The sequence below is a fragment of the Dellaglioa sp. CoH-57-MRSF-17 genome, assembly GCF_056782015.1.
The window spans coordinates 1-266 of record NZ_JBXAXY010000147.1 but is presented as its reverse complement, the minus strand read 5'-3'; the positions used below and the strand labels follow the sequence as shown (position 1 = coordinate 266).

Annotated in this window: 1 protein-coding gene; it reads right to left on the bottom strand. The window is 53.4% G+C overall.

What is annotated here, in order from left to right:
* Positions 1 to 27: 27 nt before the first annotated feature.
* The coding region (locus AC1RPJ_RS08210; RefSeq protein WP_481762916.1) for a hypothetical protein at positions 28 to 266 on the bottom strand (239 nt) is incomplete at its 5' end.

The window sequence follows — 266 nt, the reverse complement described above, 5'->3', positions numbered from 1 at the left end:
ACACCGCCAGTACCTGTAGCCACCTTTTCAGTGCGCGTCGCCTGCGCTTTCGCCAGCGACGACTTCTTCTTCGTTGTTGCCATTCTTGTTTCCGTATAGAAGGTAATTCAGTTCAGATTGCAGGTTCACCACCATCTCAGCAAGCCGCAAGTTAGCCAACGCCTGAGCCTGTTCAACTTGGCCTAGACGATGGGCACGCGCTATCTGGAATTCGATTGTGGTTTGCAGCATGGCCTCGGATACAGCAGGACGCTGGAGTTCTTGCT